This is a genomic window from Methanobrevibacter sp. AbM4 (assembly GCF_000404165.1).
Classification (GTDB): Archaea; Methanobacteriota; Methanobacteria; order Methanobacteriales; family Methanobacteriaceae; genus Methanarmilla; species Methanarmilla boviskoreani.
The window spans coordinates 713,465-739,426 of record NC_021355.1; the positions used below are offsets into that span (position 1 = coordinate 713,465).

At 25.9% G+C, this 25,962-nt stretch carries 10 protein-coding genes; 7 read left to right on the plus strand and 3 right to left on the minus strand.

The window, feature by feature from the left end:
* The first annotated feature begins 651 nt into the window (after nt 1–651).
* Together ABM4_RS02950 and ABM4_RS02955 are read left to right on the plus strand one after the other, a co-directional pair.
* The gene (locus ABM4_RS02950; RefSeq protein WP_016358191.1) at nt 652–8,499 is read left to right on the plus strand and encodes an isopeptide-forming domain-containing fimbrial protein; all 7,848 of its coding nucleotides are present in this window, start codon (nt 652–654) and stop codon (nt 8,497–8,499) included.
* Between the two features lie 1,050 nt (nt 8,500–9,549).
* Entirely contained in the window at nt 9,550–11,316 is a 1,767-nt protein-coding gene (locus ABM4_RS02955; RefSeq protein ID WP_016358192.1) for an FUSC family protein, read from the plus strand.
* Nucleotides 11,317–11,531: 215 nt separating this feature from the next.
* Here the strand turns inward: ABM4_RS02955 and cobQ are convergent, their stop codons facing one another.
* The gene (gene cobQ, locus ABM4_RS02960; RefSeq protein ID WP_016358193.1) at nt 11,532–13,109 is read right to left on the minus strand and encodes a cobyric acid synthase CobQ; all 1,578 of its coding nucleotides are present in this window, start codon (nt 13,107–13,109) and stop codon (nt 11,532–11,534) included.
* 1,020 nt (nt 13,110–14,129) lie between these two features.
* Between cobQ and lonB the strand changes: the two genes are divergently transcribed.
* The gene (gene lonB, locus ABM4_RS02965) at nt 14,130–16,010 is read left to right on the plus strand and encodes an ATP-dependent protease LonB (RefSeq protein WP_232216540.1); all 1,881 of its coding nucleotides are present in this window, start codon (nt 14,130–14,132) and stop codon (nt 16,008–16,010) included.
* A 468-nt stretch (nt 16,011–16,478) separates the two neighbouring features.
* A complete protein-coding gene (locus tag ABM4_RS02970) occupies nt 16,479–20,831 on the plus strand; it encodes an Ig-like domain-containing protein (RefSeq protein ID WP_016358195.1) in 4,353 nt (1,450 codons plus the stop codon).
* A gap of 428 nt (nt 20,832–21,259) precedes the next feature.
* On the opposite strand, the gene ABM4_RS02975 is transcribed toward ABM4_RS02970, so the two are convergent.
* Entirely contained in the window at nt 21,260–21,589 is a 330-nt protein-coding gene (locus tag ABM4_RS02975) for a DUF4258 domain-containing protein (protein ID WP_048200808.1), read from the minus strand.
* A 273-nt stretch (nt 21,590–21,862) separates the two neighbouring features.
* Complete coding sequence (locus ABM4_RS02980; RefSeq protein WP_016358197.1) at nt 21,863–22,657, minus strand: DUF4013 domain-containing protein; 795 nt, start codon at nt 22,655–22,657, stop codon at nt 21,863–21,865.
* 672 nt (nt 22,658–23,329) lie between these two features.
* Between ABM4_RS02980 and ABM4_RS02985 the strand changes: the two genes are divergently transcribed.
* From ABM4_RS02985 to hypB, 3 genes are all read left to right on the plus strand, one after another.
* Nucleotides 23,330–24,220 (plus strand): ribose-phosphate diphosphokinase, encoded by an 891-nt coding sequence (locus ABM4_RS02985; RefSeq protein WP_016358198.1) that lies wholly within the window; start codon nt 23,330–23,332, stop codon nt 24,218–24,220.
* 123 nt (nt 24,221–24,343) lie between these two features.
* A complete protein-coding gene (gene hypA, locus ABM4_RS02990) occupies nt 24,344–24,718 on the plus strand; it encodes a hydrogenase maturation nickel metallochaperone HypA (protein WP_016358199.1) in 375 nt (124 codons plus the stop codon).
* Nucleotides 24,719–25,110: 392 nt separating this feature from the next.
* The gene (hypB, locus tag ABM4_RS02995) at nt 25,111–25,773 is read left to right on the plus strand and encodes a hydrogenase nickel incorporation protein HypB (RefSeq protein WP_016358200.1); all 663 of its coding nucleotides are present in this window, start codon (nt 25,111–25,113) and stop codon (nt 25,771–25,773) included.
* Nucleotides 25,774–25,962: the final 189 nt, after the last annotated feature.

Consider the following 25,962-nt stretch of genomic DNA (forward strand, 5'->3'; position numbering starts at 1 on the left):
ATGCTAATAAAAGATAAAAATATGTAATGATATTGTTATTAGTTTTCGAAATATTAACTCTCTAAATTAAAAATGGTAGATATTTTATCAGTTGGATTTTAATAGATTCATTTTTTTTAAAATTTTTAATTTAATTTCTAATTTTTGAATAATCTGATACTTTTTTTTAATATTTCTGTATATTTTATGTTTTGTTCGTAATCATAAGTATATTTATATTATATAAAAATCATAATATTCTATACTAAAAATTATTTTTTCTTTATATATTGGGGGGTTTATCAGAATTTGGTTCTATAATTGAGCTAATACTTAAATTATAAAAATATATTAATGTCTTTAATGATATTTTATATGGTTTTGGTATATTTCCTTGATTTTTCTGTTGAAAACATGGTTTAATTAAACTTTAATTTTTCAAATCCATTATTTTTTAGATTTTAAAAATTTTTTATATTAAATTTGATTAGTTTCAACATGGTGATTTTTAATGAAATTATATTTTTTAGTAGATTGTTAAAAATTTATAAATTTTTAATTTGTTGATATAAATTAAGTATGATTTTTTTATAATTTTATTTATTTTTTAAATAATTTTAATAAAATAAGTTATTTACTTATATTATATTATATTATATTTTAGTGATAAATATGAAAAGTTCAAAGAAGATATTTATATTCTTTATGATATTTGTTCTGATTTTCATATTTTGTGGAAATGTGTATGGAGCAGAGCTTACAAACGATTCTTCATCTTTATCTAACGGAGATTCAATTGGCATAAATTGTGAAACTAGTGTTACCAGTCATGATGCTAATTTAGTTAATTCAACAAGTAATTCTAGCAATCACTCTAATTATTTGTCTGATGACTCTTCAAAGGATTCAAATGTTAACTCTTCTTTTGTAGGTTCTGCTGGTGAAAATGAAACATTAAGTAGAAATTTTAGTGCTAATCCTTCATTAACTTTTATTAATACAATCAATGGTTGTTATTATCCTTTTGTTAATGAAACTTTAAATTTTGCACTTTTATTTAATAATACCGGTTCTAAAACCGGATTTCAACCTGTTATTCAAATGATATTACCGCAGGGTTGTAGTGAGATTTTAAGTGCAAAATATTTGAATTTTCCTTTAGAAACTGTTAAAGTAGGCGTATTCTCATCCAAGAATAATTATACTTTAAAAGATCCTTATTCACGTTTGGATGTTGTTGGTCCTGAGAATTCAACATTTTATGTATTTAAATTACCTTTTGGTAGTTATACTAATAATCAGCCTCCAATACTATTGAATTTCACCGCTTCATTAAATGGAACTAATGCATTTGATACATTAAAGATTTATGCTACTCCAGAATTTATCTATGGTAATGATCCATTGGATAATCCTGATGTGGATCCGCAGATTATAGGTAATACTGTCAGTGCTGATGTTAAACCTTCAATTGTTAAATTGTATAAGGATTCTTCATTATATGAGGACGAGACTGTTACAGGTCCTAATTTTCCATTTAAATATTATGTTTCTATTGACGTTGCAGATAATGTTACGATTGAGAATCTAACTATTGATGATAGCATTCCATCCGAGTTAATGTTTATTAATAACAGTAGGTATCCTATTATTTTATATTATAATAATGGGACTTTGATGGATCCTAGTTTATATACTATTGAGGTAATTCCTGATGGTATGACTACTGGCGGTAGGATTGTTGTAAAATTATCTAATTTAACCGGTGCAAAATATAGGGATTTGCTATTGTCTTATTGGGTCTATGCTCCAAAATATGATAACTCTACTGGAGATTTAAAAGAGATTCTTACTAAAGATAGAACTTCCCTATTGGTAACTAACAATGTTAACATAACCTATGTTTATGGTAATAATACCTTTAATCAGTCTGATTATGATAATGTCGTTTTGAAGATTATCGCTATTCAGAAACTTTCAAATTCATATGTGGTAAAACCTAATGAAAACATTACCTATACTGTTAACTTCCAAGTTTCAGATTATTTTGCATTAAATGATTTTGATATCTATGATACTGTTGGATTTGAATGGGGTAATGCTCAAGTCATTGATCTTAGCAGTATCAGATTTATGGTGGGAAACCAAACTTATCGTTTAAATAGTTCTTATTATGACTTTATTCCACGTAATGAGACCCATGATATCATTATTATTCATATTTCAAAATTTTTAAAGGATAATAATCTTATCTCAGGATGTGCTGGTGGTTATTACAATGAAAGTTCCAATGGAACTCCTTTAGACGGTTCTATTTCAATGACATTTAAGGTTAATAACCGTTATTCTAATAATGGAACTGTAGTTGCTAATGATTATATGAGAAATTCCGTATTGGTAAATGGTACTCTCTTGGATACTAATATAACCATTAATGATTCAAGTTATAAAGAGGTTAGAATTATTCCTATGGAATTTTCTAAAGGTATTTATGCAGTTGATGGTGTTGTTATAGATAACAATAATACTATTAATGTTCGTCCAGGTCAAAATGTAACATTTGTATTAACCTTGGATGTTCCTTTTGGTAATGTAGATAATTTGACTGTTGTTGATTATTTCCCAATGCCTTTATTTAATCTAGAAAATTTCAATACTACTATGGTTGATATTGGAACTATTCCTGCTGCTAATCATTGGACTTTTACTAATGATAGTTATTTCTGCAGGTATGTCAACGGTTCACTTGCTTATCCAATAGTTTCAATCAATACTGTTGAAAATACTTTTACAGCACGTGCTCCAGGTACTATTTACAATCCTGTATCTTCAAAGAATATAGCAAGAATCTTAATTACAGTTACAGCAACCGATGAACCAATGGCTGATTTACTTAATTTAGTAAACTTTGCCCAATTATCCTATGATAACACTTTAAATATGGTTTATTCAAATGAGGTATTTACTAACCTAATAACCAATGAACCTGATTTAGTTATTAATAAAACTGTTGATAATATAACTGTTGAAAATAACACTGTCTTATGTTATAACATCACTGTAAGGAACATCGGACATTCTACAGCTTATAATATAACCGTGAAAGATGATTTCATTGATTTGTACAAGGATTTAATTAGAAACGGTAATGTTGTTAATATTACTGCATATTGCGGTAATGGAACTGAGTTGGATATAAACGCTGATGATTTATTTGGTGATGGTTTTAAATTATCTAAATTAGGTTATACTAGTTTATATGGTGAATCTAATAATTTTACCATAAAATATTATGTTAAATTTAATGAGAATCCAAATTTAGGACAGGATATTAATAATACTGCAAATATCACTTCATTTTATGCAAGGGATAATGCTACAAACTTTATTAATTCCGGTAATCAGTTCAAATATTCATCTAATGCATCAGTTAAAGCAAAGGATTTAAACTTCTCCAAGGTTTATGTTGGATCTAATATTACAGGTAATAATGGAGTAACAATTGGGGAAAACTGTACCTTTAATTTAACAATTAGTCTACCTGATTTAATTGCTAAGAATTTAACAATTAATGATACTGTCTATGGATTAAAATATTTGGGTTATAATATTGTCAATGATAATGGTATGGACTATGATATGTTTATTAATGGTAGTTATACAGGTGTTCAATCCAATATTATTGTTGATATTCATAGGATAATTCCTACCTCTGGTGGTAATAATATAACTATCCAATTATATTTCACTCCATTTGATAGCGAGTCATCAGTTCCTTTAAATAACGTGAATAAAACTATTGTTAACACTGCAGTCTTGTCATATCGTGTTAATAATAAAACTGTTAACATTTCTAAATCTGATAAAGTTAATGTTTATCAGCCAAAAGATTTAATTAATAAATCTTTCAATATTACTGAGGTTGAAGGTGGGGATGCAGTAGAATGTATCATTACTGTAGTCAATAATGGTACCTCCATATCCTATAATACAACTCTAGTCGACGATTTAGATGAGTTAATAAATAGGTTTATTAAGGATAACTCAAAGGATAACATTGAATTTTACTTAAATGGCATTCCAGTAACCGAGAATATGACTTGGAATGGAAATATTGCTGTATTTAATCTTGGTAATTTAGAGATAGGTCAGAAGGTTAATATAAGCTTTAAATTTAATATTAAAGATGATGTAATCATTAATGATACTAAATATGTCAATTTTGCTAACTTGACTTATTATTCTATGCCAAATAATGATACTAATGAAACCAGGATTTATTCATCTGATAAGGGTTCAAGCTTTTATTCTAATGCAACTATTAGTTTAATTGATCCTACTATTGAAAAAATATTAATGGATTCATTAATCAACGGTACTTCCTATAATAAGTATGATGAAGCTGCTATTGGTGAAAATGTTTTATATAGCATTAACATTCATTTATCCAAGGGTACCTATAATTCTATTGTAATAGTGGACAATCTTCCTGATGGATTTGAGTATGTTGATGGAAGTGCTATTTTTGCTAATGGTACTCCAATAACTGATTATGGTAATATTTCTGTTAATTATGATGAAAATAATTTAAAAAGGTATATAACTTTAAATTTTGATAATGCACTTGCTCAAGAGGTTATTCGTAATAATCATGGTAATTTCACAATTAACATGACCGTTTTAGTATTAAATAGTTCTTCTAATACTATGGGTGTATCTAAAATTAATAATGCAAGTTTAAATTGGAATAATAATGGTTCAGCCTTAGCTAAATCTGGTCCAGTTACTATTGTAGAACCGATATTGAAAGTTAATAAGAAATTTAATGACACTAATATTGAAGGTAATGACAATGTTAGTTTCAATATCACTATTGGAAATAATGGTAATACTCCATTATTTAATGTTACTGCAATAGACAATATAACTAAATTAACTTCCGACATTGCTTCACAAGGTTCTATTGGTTATGATGTTCTTGTTGGAGATTTGGATAATGTTGATGTTTCTATTGATTATAATGCTGGATTGACTACAATTAAAGTTAAACAATTAGATCAAAATCAGAATGTTGTAGTCAGATTCTATTTCAAAGTAAAGGATGATGTTCTAATAGGTAATTCTTATTTAAACATTGTTGATGTAAGCGGTACTTCTGTACCTAGTGGTGAGGAATATAGGATTTATTCTAACTCTGCTAATGATACAATCTATACTAAGAATCCAACTATTAATAAAACAGTAATTAATTCCACAATTTCTAATGGTAAGGATAATATTACAATTGGTGAAAACATAACCTATTGTATTGGTGCCAACTTAGCAGTTGGGGAATACAATACTATCATTATAAATGATACTCTTCCAGATGGTCTTAGATATGTTAATGGTTCTGTAGTTATCTATAAGGGTGAAACTGGTGATGTTTTACTTAATAGTGATGATTATGAGATTATTGTAGAGAACAATAGTGTAATAATCAAATTTACAAATCCTAGTACAACTACTAAAGATTTAATAGATTATTATAATTCAAGGTTTAGAGTTTACCTAAATGCTACATTATTAAATGTAAGTTCAAATAGTGCAAATCAATCTAAAATAAATAAAGCTGAACTTATCTGGAATAATTTAACTGCAAATGCAAATTGCACTGTTAAAGTGGTTGAACCTAATATTACAATCAGTAAGAATTTCAATAAAACTGATAACGTTCAAGGTAATGACAGCATTAAGATTATTAGTGTGGTTAAAAATAACGGATATTCTCCATTGTTCAATGTTACGGTGGTTGATAATTTAACCGAGTTGTTAAATAGATTCATTGAGAACAACAATAGAAGTGCTATTGTTATTAAAATCAATAATCGGGAGATTAGTAATTCTGTGATTTGGAATGATGGTGTGGTTAATGTTCTTATTAATCAATTAGATGTTGGTGAATCTGTAGACATCACTTATGAATTTACACTTAAAGATTCAACATTAATTAACAATACTCCATACATTAATAATATTAATGTAACTGCCTATTCCGTACCTGTTGAAAACCAGGAAGCAAGGGCTTACTTTGCAAATAGTAGTGCTAGTTTTAATCTAGCAAAACCTTCAATTAATAAAACAGTTATTAACTCCTCAATTGATAATGGCATAAATAATGTTACTATCGGTGAAATTATCACCTATGGTTTAAACATTACTTTACCTATTGGTAACTATACAAATATGGTTATTAATGATGTTCTTCCTGAAGGATTTAAATTCATAAATTCTTCAAGTATTGATGGGGTAACTGTTAACGTAAATGATGGTAGGTTTATTAATATAGTTATAGATCCATTTAATTCAAACATTTACGGTAATGGTCTGTTAATTAAAGTCAATGCACTTGTATTGAATAATAGTAACATGGAGAGTATGGTTAAAGTTAATACTGCAAATCTTACTTTAGATGGTGATTTAATAGGTAACAGCAGTGCTAGTGTATGTATTGTAGAGCCAAATATGAGTATTAATAAAACAATATTTAACCATAATGATGATACTAACTATGATGTTAATGAAACTGTGGAATATTCAATTATTATTAAGAATAATGGAAATTCCCCAGGGTTTAATATTAAAATAGATGATGTTCTACCTGATGATTTGGTCTATAAATCTGCTCATGTAAACAATGATTCCTGGTCTGTAAACTATGATACGTCTAAAAAAGAACTTATAATCACTGGTCCTTATTTAGAAAAGAATCAGACCATTCAGGTTATTGTTTCATGTGATGTAAATCAAAACATGAGTGATATATTAGGTAAAAACATTACAAACATTGCTAATCTAACCTATACTTCAGCTAATAATGATGTGAATAGGACTTATATGGACTCAGATAATGTTACAATCTCTGTAATCTTTGTTGATTTAGCTATTAATAAAACTGTTATTTCACAAGGACCTTATGGTGGGGATGTTATATATAATGTTACAATAAAGAATAATGGTCCTTATATTGCACATAACGTTATTGTTATAGATAATCTTCCTAAGGACTTAATATTTAGGTCAATTAATACAGATTATTCTATTGATGGAAACATTATTAAATGGCAAGTCAATTCATTAAATCCAGGTCAATCTTTAAATTTCATTATTACTGCTAAAATTAATGGAACTGGAAACATAACAAATGTTGTTAATGTTTCTGCAGATGAAAACGAAACCAATTTGACAAACAATGTTAATAATGCAACAATAGAGGTTCCTAATGCTGTAGACTTGTCTGTTGTTAAGTTTGCTAATGTAAGTATTGTAAATTATGGGGATTATATTAGTTATGATATAGTTGTATCTAATAATGGTCCTGATCTTGCTACTGGTGTTAATGTAACCGATATTTTACCTAAGGGTTTTGTATTTGTTTCATCTAATGCTAGTGATGGTATCTATGATCCGGTTACTGGCTTATGGTTTGTTGATAATCTATCCTCAGGTAATAGTCTTGCTTTAACCATTGTTGTTAAAGTTAATTGTACTGGTAATGTTACTAATTTTGTTAATGTTACTTCTAACGAGTTTGATTGGAATTTATCTAACAATAAGGATAATGTGACAGTTGAAATTCCAGAATCTGTCGATTTAATTGTTAATAAAACTATTATTGATTCATTTAACAGTACAATTATTTACCAGATAACTGTTAAGAATGATGGACCTATTAATGCTACTGGCGTTAATGTGGCTGATATGGTATTATCTAAAAATCTTATCTACATATCATCTAATGTTACCAAAGGTTATTATGATGATGATACAGGTATCTGGAATATTGGTGACTTGGAATCTGGAGAGACTGAAAATATTATTATTGTTTTCAATATGACTTCAAGCGAAACTGTCATAAACTTTGTCAATGTAAGTGGTAATGAATTTGATAGGAATATTTCCAATAATAGGGATAATGTAAGTTATCTTCCTGTTGCGGATTTAGAGGTTAAAAAATCCTCTAATGTAAAAGTCATTAATATTGGGGATAAAGTGGTTTATAGGATTATTGTTATTAACCATGGTCCTAACACTGCAATAAATGTACGTGCAATTGATAATTTATCTAATAAACTTAAATTTATTAATTTCACATCAACTAAAGGTGTATACGATTCTAATACTGGTTATTGGTATATTGGTAATCTAAGTTCTAATGATACTGTAACTTTAAACATTACATGTATTGCAGAGAAATCTGGAATTATTAATAATATAGTTGTTGTTAGTTCCAGTACTACAGATAATGATACTGGTAATAATATTGCAAGTACTAATATCACCGTTAAGGACAAAGTATATCCTGATGGAAATCATTCTAAAAACATATCACATATTAGCAATTATTCTAAAAACATTTCACAAATTGGTCAGAATTCAAATTTAACCTTTTTACCGAAAACAGGAAATCCTTTAATTGTATTGATTTTATCAATAATTTGTTTATTCGGTTTAAAATTTAATTTTAAACGTAAAAAATAGTCAATATTATTTTATATATTATTTTTTTTATAACAATACAATTAAATTTTCTTTTTCTTTTTTTTTAAATATATAATAGTTTAGAATATGGAATTTTTACATTTGGGAAAACTTTTGTAGGCCTTTTTGATATATTCCATTGTTGTATGAGCAGGGTTCTTGATAATACATAAAAAAATATTGTTTTTTCTACTGATTTTGGTGTAAATTTGTATATTTTTCTCATTCTAATGAATTTTTAAGTATTTTGAAGTAATCTTCTTTTTTTTCATGTGTTGGCTTGTAATATTTCCAGTAGACGAGTTTTATTTAATAATTCTTTTTTCATCTTTTGAATAGTCTTTTAGCTTTTTTTATATCTTCTATTGTTAATATGTCTAATATTGGCTTATTTTGTTGTCGAATTTTTGTTTTGTATAAAATCTTTTGGAAAAAAAAATGAAAGAAAGAATTTTGTTTTTGTTAATTCCAATTCGGTAGTTTTTAAACTGTAATATCATTTATTGATGATTAAAGTATCTTCTTTTCATATTAATCTTTTTAGAATAATGTAAATCTAATAAAATTATTTAAATAATAATAAAGTACTCTAAAGTATAATATAAAAATTTAAAAACTTTTAAAGATAAAAATAGACAAATAGATTAGATTTAATTATTTAAATAATATTTATTAATTAAATAATTTATTATTATACAAATTACAATATATTTATATTTTTTAATATAATTTATAATAAAATTTAATAATTTTATGAAATGACTTTATATCTCAATAATAAAAATATATGAAAGATATATAACTTATTAGGTTAATAATAGAAATTGGGAAATAGAACGACAAATGAAAAGTTTATTAATGGATGATTTAAATAGTATTGGGATATATTGGATTAGCATCTGCAACTAACCACATTTAATGGTTGATTTTAGTATAATTTCACTTGTTTTTATCTACTTTAATGGGATTTGTGCCTGTGTATTGATTCAAATACAAACCTGTTAAAATCTAAATTAGATAAAAGACTACTATTTTTGATAAAAAGATAAAATGATGAAAGAAGAATTTAAAAAGAAAATAAGATTAATAATAATATTAACTGGATTTTTAGGAAGTTTTGGTCTAATATTTGGGGTTAAAAATCTTCCGATATCTTTTGTGATATTATTTGTATCTATATTCACTATTAAATCCAATTTAAGTCTTAAACCGGGGCTTTCTTTTATTAAAATTCTATTTACCTTAGAATTACTTGGGATTATTGCATTTTATACATCTAGTCAAACTACGATGATTACAATAATAATTAATTTCATATTGGTATTTGGAATAAGTTTTACATCATTCCATATATTTAATAATAATTCCTATATTGGATATTTAACTGCATACTTTCTAATGTTTTCAAGACAAATACCTATAAATGAATTGCCTATGAGGTTATTTCTGCTTTTAATAGGTGCTATTTTTATAGTTGGACTTAATCTAATTGTAAATAGAAAGAAACAATACAAAACAATAGAAACAACAATTAATAGTTTAATATGTGAAATTAATGAGATTATTGATTTAAAACTTAAAAATAAGAAAATAAATAAAAATGATATTAAGATAAACAATGATTTCTATTTGAATATATACAACAGTTTAGATTATAATTTTATCTTAAGAAAAAACCAGGAAAATTTTTTAAATATAGCTAAATCATTAGAGTACATAAATATATTAATTGTAAACACTGAATTAAGTAAAAAAGATTTGAATTATATAAAAGATAGTTTAGATAAATTGACTAAAAAAGAGAAGATTAACTATCCAGAAACTAAGACTAAAGAAATGTATTTGATTTTATTAAATATTAAAATTATAGAAAATAGTTTAAAACCTGAAAAGAAAAAGCTTGAAGATAAACAAATAGGAAAAAATAATACACTAAAAATATATAAACAAGTTATAAGATTAGAGTTTTCAAAACACTCCATAAAATTTAGTTTTGCTCTTAAAATGGGATTAATAATGAGTTTATGGCAAACTATAGGATTCTTATTTAATCTTCCATATATTAAATGGTTATATTTTACATCTATCACTGCAATCCTTCCATATACAAATGATTTGTTTAATAGATATAAGACACGTATAAAAGCTACAATTTTAGGGATAATAATTTTTTTAAGTTCAATAATAATCTTTGATTTAATGAAATATAAACCTTCAAATTTGGTATTTGGTATTATAATCATAATAACAATCTACTTAATAATTTTAAATAGTGATAACAGATTTTATAGATCTACATTTACATCAATACTTTCTATAATAATTTCGTTGATGTATATTCCACTTAAATTAGCACTTCCATTAAAACTTATCTGGACTTCTGTAGCTCTTATTACTTGCGGAATTTTTAGCTTTATAATAATGCCATATTCAATAGGAAAAGAATCAATAATTAATATGGGATTATATCAAAAATTAAATAATAAATTAATTAGTTTAATTAAAGAAAAATGTTTGGGAAATAATATAGAAAAATCTAGATTAATTATATTAAGTAATCTCATAAGTGAAAATATTGAAGATAATAAACTACATAAAATCCAAAGAGAAGTAAATGAATTAGCTAACATAATACTAAATTATATGGAGATTAATAATATAAAAAAAGACATTAAAGAAGATATTATTAAAATATTAAATAATAAAGAGGTAGATTTTACTAAAACCAATATTAATAATCAAATACTTTTAAATTCCATTAAATATCTAATAAATTTAAATAAAAAAACTAAAAAAACTTTAAAATCCATTAATTAATAAAATCCAAAAACTAAAAATTTAATAAATGTATAATGAAGGTTTATTGTTATACTTATAATTAATCTCCATATATTTCGCCTATTTGGAAAAAAATTTAGTTATCATTATAAAAAAAGATATTTTTAAGAAATATAATCAAAGATTTTTATAAATATTTTTGTTCTAAATTTATCAGTTTTTAAAAATTTCTAATTTTTAATAATTAAATAAAACTATTGAATCTCATCACCAAATATTAGCTTATCAATATAGTCCATATTAACATTATCTTCTATAAGTTTTGCAAGTTGTTCTATAGATTGATCTAGACTATCTTCATATGGATCAATACCTTTGGTATCTAATTTAAGACCTTTTTTAGAACGTATATAATTTAAGAAATTACGTCTTATAATGTAGTTATGGAAAATTCCGTGGATATAAGTTCCCCATACTAAACCTTTATAGCATGCACCATCATATTTACCACCAAATTCGTTTCCAACACCTTCTTTGACTGTAAATAATGGATGGGTTTCAATATTGTTTATAATCTCTGATGTGCCCTCATGTTGTTCATAGCCTGTAATTTCACATCCTTCTAAATCTTTAAATAAAATTTTGGAAAGCCCTAATAATTTATCATTAGAAGGTATAATGGCCTTTGTTTGGCATGCTGCTTTTTTCTTGCTTTTAAATTCTGTTTTAATATCTAAAAGTCCCAAACCTTTAACATGTTTAAGATGTGATTCTTGCATACTTTCATCGATTAATTCTTGACCTAATATTTGATAGCCACCACAAATTCCAATTACAGGTATTTTTTCTGCAAGTTCTATGATTTTGTCATATAATCCATTATCATATAACGCTTTTGCATCTTCTGTAGATGTACGTGTACCTGGAATAATGATTGCATCTACATTATCAAGTACATCTGGTGAGTCATATACAGATATCATTCTTAAACTAGTATCCTCTTCAACCTCAAAAGGATCTATATCTGTAAAGTTAGCTATTTTTGGAAGCTTTATAACTCCAATAACAATATCTTTTTCACCTTCTTCTTTAAAGTAATCATGGTCTTGTAAGGATTGCGAATCTTCCTCAGGTAATTTAAGACTTTTATCATATGGAACAACTCCTAAAACAGGTGCATTTATGATTTTCTCAATTTTATCAATTCCGGGTTTTAAAATATCTAAGTTACCACTAAATTTATTAATAATTACAGCCTTAAGACGTGAAAGATCCCTATCATCAAGTAATGCAAATGTACCTGCAATAGATGCAAATACACCACCACGATCAATATCTGCAACAAGTATTACATTTGCATCAGCCATATGTGCAACATCCATATTGGCAATATCTTCATTACGCATATTAATCTCTGCAGGGGAACCTGCACCTTCAATAAAGATTATGTCATTTTTGCTTGCAAGTCTCTTGTATGATTCATGGTATGCTTTAATTGCTTCCTCTTTAAATTGATGTTGGTAATCATAGAAATTCATATCTCCAATAACTTTACCTTGTATAATAACCTGTGATGTAAAGTTACCTTTTGGTTTTAAAAGTATTGGGTTCATATCTACTTCTGGTTCAACTTTTGCAGCTATTGACTGTAAATACTGTGCTATAGCCATTTCACCATTTTCGGATGTTGTATAAGAATTAAGTGACATATTCTGTGATTTGAATGGAGCCACTTTATATCCTCTTTTCATATATATTCTACATAGTGCAGTGACAAATAGACTTTTACCTGCATTTGAAGATGTTCCTTGAATCATTAATGCTTTAACCATAAGAATTACCTTAAATTGACAAATATTAAAAATATAAAATCTAGCTAATTTATTTTTTGTATATAAAATAAGTAATTATTTTTATCTACTTAATTAAATTTGAATTTAATACAATTTATATATAGTTTATTTTATTTCTATAATTATTATATATTATTATATTTCAATTTTTAAGGGTTCTATATATTTACTATAGATTTTGTCTCTAAGATTTTCTAAATATACTACCAATGTTATTGATGTTTTAAATTTTTTGGTTATGTTGGAGTCTTTAATAGATTCCCTTATATAATATATATTATATATAATATTGAGTTACAATATTGGATTTTTCTATATTAAAAAATATTTTATTAAAATTTTTATTTTAATTTAATGGATTAAAGTGGGATCTAATCATTAAAATAGCTTATTTTTCTTTCTTTTTATGTAAATTATATAAAAATTTAATTTCACATGATTTTTAATGATAGAAATGAAAGAAAACTTTATATTGTACAAAATCTTGAATATAATAACTAGAATTTTAATTACAAAAACTTATTAAAACAATAATCTTTTTATATAGAAATTACAAAACTATAAAATGTATGTTTATATAGGTAGACTAAAAAAATTTTTTGAAATTATTTTAGTTGATGTATAAATAAATATTAAATTTAATATTTACTTAAAATGTCTATTGAAATTATTTTGATTAATTAGAAGTTATAAAACACCATAAAATTCTAGTTTAGAATTAATTTTATACAATATTAATCAATTATTTAACTTAATAATTATATGAGGTTTATTATGGAATTAGAAAATAATTCATCTAATAAAGATGATAAAAATGATGAATATAAAGGCAATGATGAAAGTCTTTCTAATGTTCAAGATAAAACCGTTAATTCAGATAACACATCTATAAATAATGAAAACCAAGACACAATTCTTGAACCTCAAAACAAAGAAGAGGCAACTGTTACTGTTGAGTCTCCTAATGAAGAGGAAGAAAAGAAAAGTTATGCGGGACAAATGGTTGATTATGAATCAATTACCAGTTCTAATGATGTAGATATCCCACCACTTTTAATCGACCAAGTTATTGGTCATGAGGAAGCTGTCGAAACAATTAAAAAAGCAGCTAAACAAAGAAGAAATGTTCTTCTAATTGGAGATCCTGGTGTAGGTAAATCAATGCTTGCAAAAGGTATGGCAGAGCTTTTACCACCAGAGGTATTACAAGATGTACTTGTATATCCAAATCTAGAAGATCAGAACAATCCACTAATTAGGACAGTTCCTGCTGGAGAAGGTATTAAAATTGTTAAAAGCAATAAATCCTCCTCAAAAATCTATGAAGAGAAAAAATCATTAATTACAATGTTTGCAGTAGCAGCTGTTTTAGCATTAGGATTCTATTATCATGCGCTTCTTGAAGCTATTATTGCAGCTGCATTTATATTCCTAATAGCTCTTCAAATAAGACCAAGGTCTCATTCATCAGGTCCTAAATTACTTGTAAATAATGGTAATAGGAGATTTGCACCATTTATGGATGCAACTGGTGCTCATGCAGGTGCACTTCTTGGGGATGTAAGACACGATCCATATCAATCCGGTGGTCTTGGAACTCCTGCACATGAACGTGTGGAAGCAGGTATGATTCATAAGGCAAATAAAGGAGTTTTATACATTGATGAGATTGGTACCATGAGTATGAAAACTCAACAAGAGTTATTATCTGCAATGCAGGAAAAACGTTACGCTATCACTGGTCAAAGTGAAAACAGTAGTGGTGCGATGGTTCGTTCACAAGCTGTACCATGTGACTTTGTTCTTGTAGCATCTGGTAACATTAAAGTACTTGAAGGAATGCACATTGCAATGCGTTCAAGAATTAGAGGTTATGGTTATGAAATCTATATGAAAGACAATATGGATGATACACCAGAAAACCGTAAGAAACTTGTAAGATTTGTAGCTCAGGAGGTTAAGAATGATGGAAGAATTCCGCCATTCAGTACTGGAGCTATGGATGAAATTATTCTTGAGGCTAAACGTAGGGCAGGTAAAAAAGATTCCTTAACCCTTAAACTAAGAGATTTAGGTGGTTTAGTAAGATCTGCTGGAGATGTTGCAAAAGAAGATGGTGCCGATTTAGTAACAGCTGATCATGTTCTTCAAGCAAAAAGATATTCAAGAACACTTGAACAACAAATGGCTGACATGTCCATTCAAATGAGAAAAGATTACAGCGTATTTAATAGTGAAGGTGGAAAAATTGGTATGGTTAATGGTTTAGCTATTATCGGTGATAGAAGTGGAATCGTTATGCCAATTGCTGCTGAAATGGCTCCTGCAAGTAGTAAGAATGAAGGTAAAATCATTGTTTCAGGAAAACTTGGGGATATTGCAGAGGCATCTGTACAGAACATCTCAGCTATTATTAAGAAATACACTCAGAAGGATATCTCAAATTATGATATTCATGTTCAATTCCTTCAGGCGTATGATGGGGTTGAAGGAGATTCAGCTAGTGTGTCAATGACTGCAGCAGTAATTTCTGCAGTTGAAGGTATTCCAATAGATCAAACTGTGGCACTTACTGGTTCCTTAAGTGTTCGTGGTGATGTAATGCCTATTGGTGGAGCTACCGGTAAAATAGAAGCTGCGGCAGAAGCAGGTATTAAGAAAGTACTTATCCCTAAGGCAAATATGGGGGATGTTATGATTGAGGATAAATACAAAGATATGGTTGAAATTATCCCAATTGAAACTATTGATGATGTACTTGAGAATATCTTAATTAACGGAAGTAGAAAAGATAAGTTAATGTCTAAAATTAAAGATATTAGGGCATCTGTATCAGATACTATTTCTGATATTTCAGTAAACACTCCTAATGCACACTAATCTTTAATTTTACTCTTTTTTTTAAATTTTATATTTATTGCAATTATCTTTATATTTATTTTAAGGAAAATATTTACCTTTGCTCTTTGATTCATTTTTTTGAATTAGACTTTTTCAAATTTTAATTTTTTATTCGGAAATAATTTTTTAATATAGAATTTTTATAATTATCTTTATAATTTTTCTTAATTTTTAAGTTTTTATTTTTCTATCTTACTCCTATTTTATTTAAATTTCTTTTCCCTTTATTAATTCATTTTTATTTAAGTTTTAATTAATTATTACTTTTTTTATTACTTTTTACATAATTTTTATCTTTATTTATTATTTTAAATAAATTTATATACATTAAAATTAAATTTATATTAATAATTTTTTATAAAAAAGTATTATTATTTTTTAGTTATCATATCTATTTTAATACTTTTAAAAAATTATTAATTTTTAAATAAGGAGGTAAAAAATTAAATGAATAACTCTATTAAAAAATCATCAATTTTTGTTATGGTTTTGTTTAGTTTATTTATAATCATATCTGGTATTTCAGCTACTGATAATAGTAGTTATAATACTGATTTTGATTCTAATGATTTATATCTGTCTTCTAATAATACTATAAATCAAGTTGATTCTAATAGTGATATATTAAAAGATGAAGATACTAATCAAGGATCATTTTCTGATTTAAATACTTTAATCTCAAATAGTAGTGTAATAAATTTAGATAAATCTTATAAATACAATCCGGATAGTGATAGTAATTATAAGAATGGTCTGATAATTAATAAAACTGTACGAATAAATGGTAATAATTACACTATAAATACTAATGGTGGAGCAAAATTATTTGATATTAAAGGAAATGGAACTTTAATTTTAATAAATGTAAATTTAATTAATAATTATTCGTCTACAAAGATTATTAATAATAATGGAAATTTATTTTTAACAAATTGTAATTTTACAAATCGAATCAATTCAGCTCCTAATATGCTTACTCCAATCTATAGTACTGGAAATTTAACTATTGAAAATTCAATTTTTAAGGATTCTGTTATAAATTCAAGTAGAATGATAACTATTGCAGGTGGACTGATTGAAAATTATAAGGGAAACCTAACTATTAGAAATACTCAATTTTTAAATAATGGATTAATAGTTCGTCAAAATACTACTGCTATAGTTACTGTTAATGGATTGTTAATTTATAATTCTGGAGGTAATGCAGTTTTCAATAATTTAACTGTTTCTAATAATTTTGCTAATTTAAATGCAACTTCTATTAGATTTTTTGGCTTTATTCTTAATTCTGGAAATAATGCTAATATGACTGTAAGAAATTGTAATCTCAATCAGAATATCCCATTACTTATTGGTAAAAGTTCAGTAGGTACAGGTGTTTTACGTAGTGCTGGAGGAAATTTATATGTTTCCAATTCTAACTTCTCTAATAATATAGGATATAATGCAGGATCCATATATAATGGTGGAAATTCAACTATTGTAAATTCTGTTTTTTATAAAAATTCAGTTTCTAATTGTGGAGGGGCGATATTTAATGAGGGTAATCTAAGCTCTATTAATAACAGTTTCATTGCAAATGCTGCTAAAAATGATGGTGGAGCAATACACAATTATGGATATTATGATACTGGTAATTATGATAAAGGTAATGTATATATAGAAAATAATATCTTTGATTTAAATAATGTTGAAACTGTGTCTAATGCTGATAAGTTAGTACTTGCACAAGGTGGAGCTATTTATTCCTATTCAGGTAATCTTACAATAATTAATAGTAATTTCACTAATAATAAAGCTATAGGGGCTAATGGTGGTGTAATTTCAAATAGGGCTAATAATTTTTTAAATATTAGTAAATCAATTTTTGTTAATAATACTGCTACTCAGTTAGATATTTGGCCTAATTCTACTGGTTTAGGTGGAGTGATTTTTATTGCTGAGACAGAAATGGTAAATGAAACCAATCCTGCAACATTTGATGTAAGTTATTCAATCTTTGATAATAACAGGGCAGAAATTGGTGATGTAATATCCTCTGTAAATGTTCCTGAATATCCAGATTATGAAGTTGGTGTAAAGGCAAATAATAATTTCTGGGGAACAAATAATCCTGATTTTAATAAATTGATTCATAACTATCAAAATACTGAGACTTTGGTTCCTAATAATTATGTAGTAATGGATATTAATTCTAATGAGCTTAATGATACTAAAATTAAGGTAAATAAACCATATATTTTTAATATAAACCTTAATAAATTAAATGATAGTTCAGATTGTTCTGATAATTTACCTGATTATTTAGTTACACTTAATAATCTTATTTCTAGTAATGTGGTAAATACTAGTGAAATATTATTAAATAAGGGTAGTGGTTCATTTGGATATGCTTCAAATGTTTATGGTAATGATACTATATTTATTTATTTAGCAAACGACATTATGGAAGATAATCCTATAGTTAATATTACATTATTGACTGTATCTCCTATGAAAGATCTTTATGTTAATTTATCTTATGTTGGTGAATCTGATGGAACTAGCGATAAACCTTACACCAATCTAAAAGATGCTCTAGATTCAATTTATTTAGATAATGATTCTGTAATACATATTGCATCTGGTGTATATACTGGAGTAAACAATATTAATCAAACTATTACTAATAATAACTTAACTATTAGAAATTGGGATGATGAGGCAAATGTTATCTTCAATGGTGAAAAAAATACTAATCTTAATGGTGGAATTTTAACTTTTACTGGTGATGGATTATTAACTTTAATCAATTTAACCTTTGTAAATGGTTCTGCTAATACTTTTGCTGGTGCTATTTATTCTAATGGCTCTGGTTCTCTAAATATTATTGATTGTAATTTCACATCTAATAATGCATATTATGGTGGGGCAATTTTATCCTATGGGGCTGTTTACATAAATAACACTGTATTTGATAGTAATAAAGCCAATAATAATGCTGGAGCTATACAGGCTAATACTGTTTATGCATTTAATTCTAATTTTACAAATAATAATGGTAGTTATAGATATGGTCGTGGTGGATCTGTTTACTCTACTTTAGGTGGAAACTTTACTTCATGTAATTTTATTGGTGGTCGAGCTAGTTTAGGTGGTGCTATTGCTTGTGCTGAAGATGGTACTGTTAATGTAAGTGGTTCTACTTTCATTGGTAATGGGGCTAATGTTGGTGGAGGAGCTATATACTCCCAAAAAGGTTTAAATATTGATAATTCCACTTTCATTAAAAATTATGCTAATATAAGTAATAGATATGCCTCTGGTGGTGCTGTCAGCACTAATTATGCTAATATTAGTAATTCTACTTTTATTGATAATTATGCAAGATATACTGGTGGTGCTATTAGTATTCAAAATGATGTAAATGTAACTAAGTCTATATTTGTAAATAATACTGCTAGTTCAGAAGGTGGCGCTATTTGGTCTTATGGTGATGTTTCTGTAGATTATTCTATCTTTGAGAGAAACAATGCTTCATATGGTAAAGCGGTTTATTATACAGATGTTTATTCTTTATCTAATAATTGGTGGGGAAATAATACTCCTAGTTTCACTAATTTAATTTATTCAAGAGGTAATGCTGCAAATATTAGTAATTGGGTAGTTATTAAAATTAATGGTCCTAATACAGTTTATGTAGGGGAGCTAACACCATTTAATATTACATTTAATACTTTAAATACTGGTGAAAAATTAGTTGAGAATTTACCTGAGTATAAGTTTAAATTATATAATAATGTTTCTGAGAATATTATTTTGGATAATATTAGTTCCATTGATGGAAATCTAACATTTAATTACCTATCTAATAGGTTAGGTAATGATACTCTCATTATCGCAAATGATTATGAAAGATTAGTATTTAAAGATCTTAATATTACTAAAAAGGATACCATGATTGACATTAATGTTGATGAAGATAATCATATTGTTATAATTGGTTTAAAGGATATTGATGGTAATGTTTTACCAGGTGCTAGTTTACATTATTCTATTAATGGGTCTGGTGAAAATAGTGTCTTAACTAACGAGGATGGTAGTGTATTAATTTCTGGTGTCTATGGTGATTATGTTTTATTTGTAAATTTTGCAGGTAATGATTCATATAATCCGTCTAGTAATTCTGCAATTATATCTTTGAAGGCTCCTATTAAAAATACTGTTATTGTATTTAGTAATATGACTCAGAAAGCTGTCGATTTTTATAAGGGTGAAAGAGGAAGATACTTTAGTATTATTCTTAAAGATACTGAAGGTAATGCTTTAGTTAATAAAACAGTACAATTAACTGTAAGTGGAGTGGTATATAACAAAACCACTGATTCAAATGGAATTGCTAAGCTTCAAATCAACCTTAATACAGCTAAAAATCATAAAATTTTAATATATTTCTCAGGAGATGACCAATATAATTCTAGTATGGCTATAGGAAATATACATGTAATTAAAAAAGATGTTAAGATAACTGAAAATAGTAATAATAAAAAATCAGTTAAAATTAATAAATATAAAACTTTACATTTCTATGTTAAGGGTCAAAATGCTATAAAGGGGACTTATATTCAAAATCCAGTAGGTAGAAAAGTTAAAGTTACTATTAAAGGTAGGACTTATAATTTGAAAGTTAACTCTAAAGGTATTGTTACTTTAAAAGTTAAAATTAATAAAGCAGGTACCTATAAAATTGTAACTAAATTTTTAGGTGATAACACTTATGGTTCAAAGACCTATACATCAAAATTAGTTGTAAAAAGATAAAAATATTTTTTTTGATATATTTTAATTAAATATATCCTTTTTTTATTTTTCTTAAAATTTCTATTAAATTTTATTTTTAATTTATTTTAAATTCAATTTTTATATAAATTTTAACTCAATAAGACTTTAAAATATCATCAACAACACTCTAGATTTAAAATTCAATTTTTATATAAATTCTGACTATGATAAATAAAATTTTATCATATATTTAAAATGTTTTGTATATTTGTATAAGTTGACTTTTTTAATATTATTAAATCTGTTTTTTATTCTAGTATTCCAATTTAAAACAAAATTTAATCAGAAAATAGTTAATAAATTCGTATTTTATAATTTAAAAATATTTAAATTTAAAATAATATTAAATGAATAAAAATTAAATATTTAGTTATATTAGTTGTAATTTATTAGAAAAAAGTATTAGCTTACCTTTTTTCTTCCCATACACTTTGTATAATAACATTCTCATCTTTATCAATAGCAATAACAATAATTAATTCCTTGTTTGAATGGGTTTCAGATGGATAAAACAGTTTAAATTCATTATTTCCTTTATCCTGATTAATATCTAAGGGATCTTCATTAAATATCATGTCTTTGATATATTTCTCATTAATTTCTCTTAATGTTTCACGTTGGAAACAATGTCTTGTGAATATTAATCTATTTTTTGTTAATCCTTGTAAGATAACATCAACATCTCCACAAGAATACTTTTTATAATTATTTGGGTAAGTCATTGATATTACTTCCATAAAGCCATATGTTATTTTCTTTGTTTTTGAATATTTTAAATTTAATTGTAAAATTATAGAACAATAATATTTTTACATTCTTATTATAAAATAATAATATTTTTACTCCTTTAAGATTTATTAAAATCTTATAAATTTAACAGTAAATTTCCTAAAAAATGAAGTATCTAAAAGATTAATCATAATCTCAAATTAAAAAGAAGCTTAAATTATAAAGTATTTATTAAAATCAAATATTTATCAAAAAAGTAAAAACAGAATAAATTAATTAATTTATTCTTTTAAAACATCTGTTTTGTATAAATTACCAAGACTTGCACTTACAAATATTGTAACAAATGGGGTTATTATTAATGCTGTAATTAATGCACCTACATATGGGATTAATGCAATTAATGATCCGATTAGAACTATAATAAAATATATTATTCCAACTAATATAATCCATCCAAGTAATGGTCCAAATCCAATAGATTTTGCATCAGCATAAGATTGTTTGAAGCTTAACCCCTCAGATAAACTGCCTGTTTTTGCAAGTCTACTTGCTCCCATGAATTCGAAGAATGCAAATATTATAAATAAGATTATTCCAATTATAATAGCTATTGCAAATCCAGTTAAAAAAGTACCTAAAAATGCAGGATTTAATAATGCAGTTTCATTTGCAGTTGAATTTAATGCTTCACCACCTAAACTAGCAATAGAAGCTCCTACTGTAATTACTGCAATGATTATGGTAATTATTGTAGGAATCAAATAGTATACAATTTCTAAAACTATAAGTTTAACTCCATCAATAAAATTATCTTTAATGTTTAAATCCGGAAGGTCACTTGCTCCTTCAACATTCTTTTTTAATACAGATAATCTGTATCCTCCAACAATTATGGAAAATATTAAAGCAATTATTCCAGTTACAGCAAATAAAGATTCATTGTTTTTTATACCAAAACCGCTTACTACTGTGGATAATGATGCTAAAACACATATAATCCCTAATATTAACAGTTTTTGATAGTCGGATGTTGCATATGAAAAACCATATTTGATAGATTCGGTTATTCCCATTTTATCATACCTCTATTTTTTTAATTCCTTTAATCTAAGATAAAAAGTTTTTGAGTTCATTAAAATATTTTTTTTACGAATTTTTATCTTAATAATTTTTTTTAAGTAATAAATATTTATATACTTTACTAATTTTTTTATTATTTTTTAATATTTCCATGGTTTTTCTAAAAATTATATATTAATTTTTAATATTGTTATAAATATTTTAATTTTTTAATTGAGGTACTTTTGAAGATTATTACAAAAATAAATTAATTTTGGATACTTTTTTCAACTTGGTTAGTCAAAATTGAACTTTTGACGTAAATGTAAAGTATTTTTTATATTTTGTACAATTATTCTTATTCTTTCTTTAAAAGCTATTTTATTCATAAAATTCTAATCAATAGATTTATTAAGGGGAATTAAATTATATTTTATTAAAAAACTTTCTATGATTAAATTTTTTATTATAGTTGTTATTTATAAATAGTTATTTATATTTTTATAACTTAATTCACATTTATTTTATTAATAAATGTTTTAATTAAAATAATTCCTTTTATTAATAGCTTACTTATTTTTTCCACTTGATTTCTATTTTTTTTAAAAAAAGTTTTATATTTTGAAAAACTAAAATAATAAATGATTATATTTTAATATTTATTTTAATAATTTAATGGTGATATTTTGATTGTAAGCGGTTCAGCATCTCAAAAATTGGCTGCTAATGTGGCTAAAGAATTAGGGGATGTTTTTCTTAGAATAGAAACTAAAAAGTTCCCTGACGGCGAAAGATATTTACGTGTACACGGAGATTTAGACGAAGAGGTGACTATTGTTCAATCTACTGGTTATCCTCAGGATGAGCACCTTGTAGAATTGCTCTTTTTAATTAAAAATCTTAAAGATTTAGGTGTTAAGAAAATTAATGTGGTAGTTCCATATATGGGTTATGCAAGACAAGAACGTAGGTTCAATGATGGGGAAGCAATATCTGCTAAAATCGTTGCTGAGTTAATTGAACTTGCAGGTGCTGATGAATTCATATCAATCAATCTTCATGAAGATTGTGTAAGGGAATTCTTTAATATACCTGCTTATAATTTATCTGCAATGCCAGCTATTGCAGAGTATGTTAAAACTATTGTGGATGATCCTATTATTATTGCTCCAGATAAAGGTGCATTAGGTTTTGCAGAGGAAATTGCAGGTATTATTGATTGTGATTGTACTTATCTTAAAAAGGTAAGATTAGGTCCAGATAAGGTTGAAACTACTATTGCTGAAATTAAAGATGGAGATAAACAAGTAGATATATCATCTGTTAAAGGGAAAGAAGCAGTCATTGTAGATGACATTATTGCAACTGGGGGTACAATTGTAAATGCAATTAATATTTTAAAAGATCATGGTGCAAAAAGTGTTAATGTTTGTTGTGTGCATCCAACACTTGTAAATGATGCAGTATCCAAGATTTTTGCTGCAGGTGCAAGGGATCTTGCCGGAACGGATACTTTAAAATCAGATGTAAGCTGTATATCTGTTGCAAAGATTATTGCAAATCAATTAAAAGAATAATTTTTATTTTATCTATTTTTAAAAATTTTTCTTTATTAAAGTTTAAAAAATTATTTAGTTTTAATTTAACTATTATAAATTGTATTATTTCATTTTTTTTAAGAAATTTTTTAGGTTATTAAAATGCATGAATTATCAATGGCTCAAGGAATACTAGATTCAGTTATAGAAAATGCTGAGAAAAACAATGCTACAGAAGTTACAAAGGTTGTAATAGAAATTGGACGTTTAGCTATGCTTAATCCAGAACAAGTAAGTTTTATGTTAGATGTTTTAAAAGAAGACACAATTGCAAAAAATGCTGAATTTGAAATCAATGAAATTCCTGCTAATATTGTCTGTAAGGACTGTGGTTTTGAAGGGGTTGCAGATTTAGATAATCTTGATCATTATGCACCAATAGTAAATTGCCCTAAATGTGAATCTTATCGTGTTGATGTAAAAAGTGGTAAGGATGTTATTGTAAAAAACATTGTTATAGAAACACCTGATGACTAATCTAATAATCCTTAATTGGGTTATTATTAGATTAATTTATATTTTTTCTATTTATTTTTAAATCTTTTAATAATAAAATTCTAATTTTAATTCATATTATATTATTAATGTTAATTGAAATTTTTTAAATATTATTTTTTTTATAAATTTCTAGTTTTTTATTACTTCTAGATGCTTTTTTTAATAAAAAATCGATTTTTATAGGTTTTTTTATTACTTTTCACCTTAATAAATAATAATTTTTCAATTTAAATTAATAACTTTAAATATTAGATTGTAAATATATTTTATATGATAAGGACATTTTTTTTATATAAATTTGTTTTTTATAATTGAACATGATTTATATAATAATTTTTTAAGGATATATTCTAAATTAATGAGGGGATATGATGCATAAAATAGCAGATGTTAAAGTTGCAGAAAATATAATGAAAGCAAATATTAGGATTGCTGATGATATTAATAAGAATTTAAATGATCATGATGTTTTTTGTGTTGATTTTGTAGGAGCTATAGGTTCTGGAAAAACTTCACTTATTGAGGAATTTATTGATGCTACTGATGATAAAGTAGGTGTACTTGCAGGAGACATTATTAGTAAATTTGATGCTGAAAGAATTGAAAAACACAATGTTCCTGTAGAGGGTTTAAACACCGGTACTGAATGCCACTTAGATGCTCACCTTGTAGAACATGGTTTAGAACATTTACCGCTAGATGATCTTGATTATGTACTTATTGAAAATGTAGGTAATTTAATCTGTCCTGTTGACTTTGTTTTAGGTTCACATATGAGGGTCTGTGTTGTAAGTGTTACTGAGGGTGATGATACTATTGAAAAACAACCTGCAATCTTCCATGATTCTGATTTAATTATTATTAATAAGGTTGATATTGCTGATGCTGTAAATGCCGATGTTGATAAAATGGTTGCAGATGCTAAAAAAATCAATCCTGATGTGCCTGTTATTACAATGAGTTTAAAGGAAGGTAAAGGATTAGATGAATTTATATCTGAAGTTGAAAAGGCTAAAGCTGCAGCTGAAGAGTAAATTATCTAATTCTTTTATTTTTCTCTATTTATTAAATGATTGGGGTTATGGTCTATTTTTATAATTTTTAATAATTTCCAAAATCTTTATTATAATTTTTTTATTAAACTCTAAAGTGATTATTAATAATTCATTGATATATTTTCTGTTTTTGTGTTTCTTTTATAATATCAATTTTTCTTCTCTTTT

Coding starts and splice junctions, on each gene's coding strand:
- ABM4_RS02950 (WP_016358191.1), top strand. CDS start 652: ATGAAAAGTTCAAAGAAGATATTTATATTCTTTATGATATTTGTTCTG.
- ABM4_RS02955 (WP_016358192.1), top strand. CDS start 9,550: ATGATGAAAGAAGAATTTAAAAAGAAAATAAGATTAATAATAATATTA.
- cobQ (WP_016358193.1), bottom strand. CDS start 13,109: ATGGTTAAAGCATTAATGATTCAAGGAACATCTTCAAATGCAGGTAAA.
- lonB (WP_232216540.1), top strand. CDS start 14,130: ATGGTTGATTATGAATCAATTACCAGTTCTAATGATGTAGATATCCCA.
- ABM4_RS02970 (WP_016358195.1), top strand. CDS start 16,479: ATGAATAACTCTATTAAAAAATCATCAATTTTTGTTATGGTTTTGTTT.
- ABM4_RS02975 (WP_048200808.1), bottom strand. CDS start 21,589: ATGGAAGTAATATCAATGACTTACCCAAATAATTATAAAAAGTATTCT.
- ABM4_RS02980 (WP_016358197.1), bottom strand. CDS start 22,657: ATGGGAATAACCGAATCTATCAAATATGGTTTTTCATATGCAACATCC.
- hypA (WP_016358199.1), top strand. CDS start 24,344: ATGCATGAATTATCAATGGCTCAAGGAATACTAGATTCAGTTATAGAA.
- hypB (WP_016358200.1), top strand. CDS start 25,111: ATGCATAAAATAGCAGATGTTAAAGTTGCAGAAAATATAATGAAAGCA.